Annotated in this window: 5 protein-coding genes; 3 read left to right on the top strand and 2 right to left on the bottom strand. The window is 39.7% G+C overall.

Annotation, left to right across the window (positions count from 1 at the left end; translation table 11 throughout):
• The 3 genes from IQ242_RS11345 to IQ242_RS11335 form a co-directional block, all read left to right on the top strand.
• Window positions 1–497: isopropylmalate isomerase (locus IQ242_RS11345; RefSeq protein ID WP_193960047.1), on the top strand; the 497-nt coding region annotated here is incomplete at its 5' end.
• Between the two features lie 101 nt (window positions 498–598).
• Entirely contained in the window at window positions 599–775 is a 177-nt protein-coding gene (locus IQ242_RS11340) for a hypothetical protein (protein WP_002740601.1), read from the top strand.
• A 170-nt stretch (window positions 776–945) separates the two neighbouring features.
• Entirely contained in the window at window positions 946–3018 is a 2073-nt protein-coding gene (locus IQ242_RS11335) for an AAA family ATPase (protein WP_193960046.1), read from the top strand.
• Window positions 3019–3409: 391 nt separating this feature from the next.
• Here the strand turns inward: IQ242_RS11335 and IQ242_RS11330 are convergent, their stop codons facing one another.
• Entirely contained in the window at window positions 3410–5647 is a 2238-nt protein-coding gene (locus IQ242_RS11330; protein ID WP_193960045.1) for an FUSC family membrane protein, read from the bottom strand.
• Between the two features lie 125 nt (window positions 5648–5772).
• Complete coding sequence (locus IQ242_RS11325; protein WP_193960044.1) at window positions 5773–7218, bottom strand: Ig-like domain-containing protein; 1446 nt, start codon at window positions 7216–7218, stop codon at window positions 5773–5775.
• Between the last annotated feature and the right edge of the window lie 513 nt (window positions 7219–7731).

Genomic DNA, 7731 nt, shown 5'->3' with positions numbered 1-7731 from the left:
GTATCACCTTTGAAGGTTTAGGAGAACAAGTGTTCGCCGATGATCGAGCGGCTTTACAGGGGAGTCATCCTTTCGATCTACCCCAGTACCAAGGGGCGAAAATTTTGGTAGTCAATGGTAATTTTGGTTGTGGCTCTTCTCGGGAACACGCACCGCAAGCGATTTTACGTTGGGGAATTCAAGCAATTATCGGGGAAAGTTTCGCCGAAATATTTTTTGGCAATTGTATCGCTAATGGGGTTCCCTGTGTCACTGCTGAGGCTAAAACCATCACCCATTTACAGGATTTAATTGCAGCTAATCCCGAAATTCCCGTCGATCTTTCCTTAACAACCCTGACGGTGGAATGGGGGGATTTTGTCGCTACCGTCTCTATGAATGAAGGTTCCCGACAGATGTTAATAGAAGGGGGTTGGGATACCTGCGGACAGCTGTTACAAAATCTCGATCTGATTGAATCTACCGCACAAAAGTTACCCTATTTAAGTTTCGTTTAGAGAAACAATCTAGGCTGAGGGTGCGTTAGTAATAGATTAACGTACCCCGGCAGCGATTTTGTTGGAGATGCCGCGGCTGTAAATATTAAAAAATCTGCCCTATGACTAATTCTGATAATAATCTCCAAAATATCCAAGAACCGATTTTAAACGCTCCCGAAGATGTGCGAAAAATCATCGATCGAGTTTTAAAATTGGAAAGAGATAAGTTATACCAGCGCAATCCTCGCAATATCAATGATGATGTTTTAACAATTATTAAAGAAGTAATTCAATAATCAGTTATCAGTTATCAGTTATCAGTTATCAGTTATCGGTTATCAGTTATCAGTTATCAGTTATCGGTTATCAGTTATCAGTTATCAGTTATCAGTTATCAGTTATCAGTTATCGGTTCACTGTTTACTGTTCACTGAAAAAACTTCCCCATCATCCCCTGTATATAAATATGAAACTACTATCAATAAAGTTATGTAATTTTCGACAATTTTATGGCAAGACTCCTGAGATACATTTAGCGGCGAGTTCTCGCAATACGACGGTAATTTATGGCAATAATGGAGCGGGAAAAACAACTATTTTAAATGCTTGTACCTGGGTTCTTTATGAAAAATTTACAGCAGCTTTTGCCGAACCAGAGTTATTAGTTAATAAACGGGCAATTACCGAAGTAACCACGGGAACTTCCATAGAATGTTCCGCGGAAGTAAACTTTGAACATGAAAATAAACGCTATCAGGTAAAACGAAAATTTTTCGCCTACCAAGATGTAAATAGTAAAATTAAATACGGTTCAAATAGTTTATATATGCTCTACGCTGGTGATGATGGCAATTGGTACACACCCAATCAACCACCAGAGGATATTATTAATCAAATCTTACCGGAAAGTTTACATCGTTATTTCTTTTTTGATGGGGAATATATCGATCATCAATTTCGCAGTAGTAGCCAAGGTAAAATCGCCGAGGATACAAAAGAATTATTGGGAGTTAAAGTATTAGATCGAGCGATCGAGCATTTAAAAAAAGCTAAGAAATCTTTACAAGATGAGCTTAAAGATTTAGGGGAATCGGATTTAAAAAAGTTATTGAAACAGGAAAGTAAAATTGAGCAGGATTTCGAGAAATTAAAACAGCGTCAGCAAGATATTATTACCCAGTTATCCCAGCAAGAAGAATTTAAAAAAGCCGTTACTAATCGCTTACTAGAGTTAAGTGGTGCCGAAGAATTAAAACAGTTAAAAGAAAAATTAGAACAACAGGAAAGAAATCTGCGGCAAGATTTAGTCAGAACTAAGGATAAATTAAAGAAATTAATTTCCCAGCAAGCTTATCAAGTCTTTTTAAAAGAAATTAATCAAAACTTTCAGCAATTAATCGATCGCCTACGACAACAAGGGGAATTACCCAGTGGTATTAAACAGCAATTTGTCCAACAATTATTAGAGCGGAAAAAATGTATTTGTGGCCAGGAATTACAGGAAAATAGCCAAGCTTATTTACAGGTACAAGACTGGATGAATAAAGCAGGAATGGCCGATGTAGAAGAAGCAGCCATTCGCTTATCTTCCACAGTCAAAGACATGGATAAAAAAGTCTTAGATTTTTGGCAAGAAGTGGATAATTATCAAGCTAATATTCACCAATGGCGCTTAGAATTATCTTTAGTAGAATCAGAATTAGATGAAGTGCGGGATAAATTTCGCCATTATCCCGATGAAGATATTAAAAATCTGCAATCTCGCTTAGATGCGATCGAGGATTCCCTAAAAGATTTACGCTTGGAACAGGGTAGCAATAAAAATCAACTAGATATCTATGAAAAAGAGTTAGAATCCCTGCAAAAACAGGTACATAAACAGCAACAAAAAGAGGAAAAATATAATTTAGGACAACGACGTATTTTAGCGACTCAAGAGGCAATTAATCGCATTAGTGAGGTAAGACAGAGATTAGAAAATCAGTTTCGTTTGTCCTTAGAAAAACGGGTACAGGAAATCTTTAACTCAATTTCTTTTACTCCCTATATTCCCCGTATTAGTCCCGATTACGAGGTAAGACTATTAGAAAATACCACAGGATTTGCCATTCCCGTGGCAGCTTCCACCGGAGAAAATCAGATTCTCAGTTTATCTTTTATCGGGGGGATTATCGATCGAGTGCGAGAATGGAGTCAGAAAAATACTTTGATGGGAATTGATAGCAGCACTTTTCCTCTGGTGATGGATTCCCCTTTTGGTAGTCTTGATCATATCTATCGTCGGCAAGTTGCGATCGCTATTCCTAAATTAGCCAATCAGTTAATTGTTTTAGTGACAAAAACTCAATGGAGAGGAGAAGTAGAAACCGAGATTTCTCCCTATATTGGTAAAGAATATGTGTTAGTTTATAATTCTCCGAAAGCAGATTGTCAAGAGGACTTAATTAATCTTCATGGTGTTGATTATTCTCTGGTGAAACGCAGTCCTAATAATTTTGAATATACGGAAATTATCGAAGTTAATCGATTTTCCTCCTGACTGCTAAATGGGTGCATCTCACCTTTGCAGAAATACCGACAATCAGCAATTATCAGTGACTCTTAAATTGGTACAAAAATATGAACAATCGCGTGTAAGCATCTCACCGAAAAACTAATGCGCTCCGGGGTTTGGGTAGGGTTGATTCATGAATCAACCCTACCTTGAATCAACCCTACTCTGAATCAACCCTACCTTGAATCAACCCTACTCTGAATCAACCCTACTCTGAATCAACCCTAGGGGTTTGGGGGGTAGAACCCACCAAAAGCTTGGATTGAGTGATAAAATCGGAAGTAATGACCAATTTTAGAAGACAGTTTCCCTTTAAAAATACCCAACTCAGTAGATTTACAAAAATCAGATACACCCTTGTTATAATAACTAAATTTTAACTTCTAATAAAACGATCAATTGCTGTGTTCATTACCCCAACACGACTGGATAATTCCACAAGTTCCGTGGTGACAATATTATAATCCCCTAAATATTTCTGGAGATTAGTTCCCTCTTTTTGATGGCCAATTTCCACTAACCTTTCCTCTCGCAATTCTTGCAAATGATCGAGGATATTTTCTAAAGTATCTTCGAGGGGAGGTAAGGGAGAAGGAGGATTATTTGCTTGCAAAGCTTGGGTTAATTGCGTCAAAGCTTGGGTTATTTGTTGCGTGAACAGACTCAGATTAGGATGGGGAGGACTACCGCGATATTGTTCCAATTCCGTCAATAAAACTGTCACCCCGCGACCAAAACGAGGAATATAATTACTTAAAGTGATTGCCGGTTCCATTTGTGGAAAAGGTGTGCTAGGATCATCAATTAATCTTTGTAGGGCCGTTTGCATAGTTGTATTTGCTCGTCGAGCTTTATTGCGATGGGAAGATAAACTTGCAGTTTGATAGGATGATTCTCCTAAATAAACTGCCATAACTGACTGAAAATATATTTGATTAGCTTCTAATGCTTTAATGGCAGCGAGGGAAAAACGTTCATCTTCATTAAACCGTAAAAAACCGAAGGAAAGTGCAAAAGCTAAAGCACTACCGATTAAAGTATAAACTATTCTGATATACTCTAAATTAATCCCGTCATTGCTGGTATCGAGACGACTGATAATTAAAGCAAAAATTGTGATAAAAAATACGGCTAAACTATAGTGAAATCGCACCAAAGTTAAAGCGATCGCTATAGAAATAACCCCAATAACTTCTAACCAGAGCGGATTATCTATAATTCGCAACAGTGCCAAAACAAAAAACGAGCCTAAAATCGTGCCAAACACCCGATTAAAAAAGCGTTGAAAAGTCAAGCTAAAATCTGGTTTTAACACAATAACTAAGGTTAAACCAATCCAAAAACTATGGGTAATTCCTAGCTTATTGTAAATCAAAACTCCTAGCGCACTTCCCAAACCCAAGCGTAAACCATGACGAAATAGGGGCGATTCTAGATTAAAATTAGATTTTAATGGTTCCCACCAAGCTTTTTCTTGACCGTAGTCTTTTTCTATCCCTTCAAAGTTCCGCTGCCAGGGATTTTTTATATCTGAAAATTCCTCGCTTTGCCGCAAATGTTGCGCTGTTTCACTGGCTATTTTTAGCTGTTTAAATAATTTTTTTAAACGATTATTTAATTGGGAAATTGCCACATAACTGCTATAATCGTCCTGAGCATTTTCTAAAACTTTAGCTTGCAGGTTTTTTTGTTGCTTGATCGCCTTGAGTAATAGCTGCAAGCGCTCACAATCCGGTTGTTTATTTCTACCCAAAATTAACCCAGCAATATCTTCGCTAATTTCCGCCACTTGCACGAGAATATCTTCTAATAAAATACCCACCGTGGTCAGTTGTGGCAAGGGATGAAGATGAAGCAATTCTCGCAGCGCAATTAAGCTGGTGTTAATGCGATCGCTATCTTCAATCAAGACGATTAACAATTCCCGCAGCTCACTTTTTCCCCAACGTCCCCGACGCGTCAAGGTGACAGTTTTCCTCGAACGTAGCAACAGCTGGCGAATTTGGTCAAAATATGGCTCCTCATGAGCATTAGAACGAGAGTGTAAAGGCAAAGAACGGAGATAGGTGGCGATACCCTGAAAATTTTCCGCCGTTACCTGACGTAAAGGCTGATTAGGACGAAAAGGCCAGATAAACAGGGCCAAAAAAATTGTCCATCCCCCCCCCAACACAACGATTCCGGCCCGTTGTAAAGCGACGATCATATCTCCCGATGGCAAAGAAACGGCCAAAAGCAGCAACAAACTGATTACTACCCCAGCTAACGCCCCATTTTCCCCGTAAACCGTCAAATAACCCGCTAGAAACAACCCGCAAAAAACTATCACGACGGTCAATCCTAGCCAAGCACTGGCTAATGTGCCGATAATCAAAGCTAAAGCCATCCCAATAGTCGTAGCGACTAGGGTTTTCGCTCTCAGGCAGTAAAGTCCCCCCACATCGGCTAAAATCAAGATTTGAGCCGCTAAACCGACCATTAACCCCAATTCTGACTGATCTAAAATATCACCGATAATAATCGGTACCGCGAGCGCCAATAAAGTCCGAATCCCCCGCTCGATCTCGATATCGCCACTAGGACGCAATAAAAAAGCAAATCGCTGAACTAGCATATAGCACTTATCTTAATGGTGAGGTATGAGGTTTTCGTTTTCGGGAGTCAGTATTCTCCGAGTCACCTGATTAGGTAACGATTTCTCTCCTGTCTCCTGACTCCTAACTCCTTAATTCTGCCGTATTAGGGCAGCCAACGGGGTTTAAAACCGGCGTTGAGTTCTTGAGGTGGAATTTTCGGGGTGCTATTGGGACTGAACTGATCAGGAAGTTGTAATAACCAGAGACGACCATCGGCAATACTCGACCCCTCCCCAGTGACTAAATCATTTCCGACTCCAAAGGGTATGGTTGCTAACTGATCAAATAATAAAGCCACGCCATCGGGAGACATACTCATCTGCACGTCACGATAATTAGGTAAGGCCAGCAGGGGGATCATTTTACCCGTTTTTAGCTCAATAATCGCTAAAAATGGTTCTTCTTTCACCTTGCCATCGCTGCCCATAACCAGATCGCTTTTCAGACAGTAAAGGTTTTTTTCCTGTCGCGGTTCAAATTCACAGCTAATAATCGGATTAGCTGTTCTTAATAGTAGTCTTGACTCTCCCCGATCGTTGAGCAAAAATAGCGATCGCTGATTATCCGGTTCCGATTTCACCATGAGTTTTTGGCGACCATCCCGGGAAAAAGCGAGGATTTTCTCGTAGGTAGGCAAAAATTGCGGTTTTCCCTCCTGCACACCCAAAGGAATCACCGCTACCCCTCCCGTTTGACTGACAACCGCTTTTTTACCGTCGGGAGATAGTAAAAAATTATCCCCTTGTATTCCTAACGGTCGCGATTGTCCATCATCACTGATTACCCATAAACTGGCATCCCCCGGATTCCCATGATTAATTCTCTGCACGATTAGGGTTTTGCCGTTATCTGAGAGATTAAAGCGCAGATTTTGATAGGTTTTCGCATCTAAAAACCTTTCTATACGACCACTGGGCAAATTTTGACTATTTTCGTCATGATTTAAACCCGTGGTAATTGTGTAAAGTTGCTGTTTTGGGGTATCTCGTCCTAAGTCAGAGCGATCGAAGGCCGAGAATAAAATTCTATCCCCCCTCGGATAGATTTGAAAATCCGTGACCACCAGATCCCCAGGGGTAAGGATGGTTTTTTTCAGTTCTGTGACGTTATTTGGCCCCTGAATGATATTACAGACGATTAAACGGCCTCTTTCCTCTTGGTTGACTCCAATATAGGCAAAAGCTCGATCGTGGCTGTAAAATTCGCCGATAAAGTCCTCACCTTGAGCAATAGGTAACTTTACTTGATATTTTTTGCCGTAGATCGGCAATTCTGTCAAAGTATAGGTCAAGCGATCTCCGGCCCAGCTAATTTTACCCGGTAAGGGAGGATTGATCACCAAGCTGGTTTCTATATCGGAACGGTCAATCGGTCGATTAAAACTTAAAGTAAAATAATTTTCCCTAACGCCGATTTTTCGCCCTTGCCAGCTAAAATTCTCCCCTCGGGTCGGGACTTGATTTCCCTGGATCAAAATCGACGATATCGCGGCAATTAAAGCCAAAATACTCGCTAACACTAAGCGATCGAACCAAGCTAATCTTTTCATCAGTTATCAGTTATCAGTTATCAGTTATCAGTAGTCGGTCGTCGGGAGATTGCTTTTATTTATTCTCCCATCTCCCCCCTCTACAATAATTACTCGCCACCAGAAACACCTTGCTGCATATCATACTTTGTGCTTTTTGTCAAAAAAACTTTTTTTTTGCAATAAAACTACATAAAAAAAAGATCATCGTTGTGGGTGAAATTGACTGATTTACCCGTTTTAATTAGGATCACCTTCTAGGTGTGGCAAGGGTTTTAGCCATTGCTAGCTAAAAAAGCATAAAATAACCCATCATGAAATTCTATCAAATCGCTGTTACCACTGGAACATCGTTGTTAAATAAAAATCTTTCTCAATTAATTCTTAAGAATTTGTAAATATTGCGGAATGTTAATTTAAATATTCTCAAGTTTTTACGGTCAATAAATAATTTTTACTTATCTTTGTCGGAAAATAGAACTCCTGCAAAAATCCCACATCTACCATTGGGTTAGGAGTCAGTTATCAGTTATC

The sequence above is a fragment of the Microcystis sp. LEGE 08355 genome (genome assembly GCF_015207185.1).
Classification (GTDB): Bacteria; Cyanobacteriota; Cyanobacteriia; order Cyanobacteriales; family Microcystaceae; genus Microcystis; species Microcystis panniformis.
The sequence above is the reverse complement of the archived record's forward strand: the minus strand, read 5'-3'. Positions and strand labels throughout refer to the sequence as shown.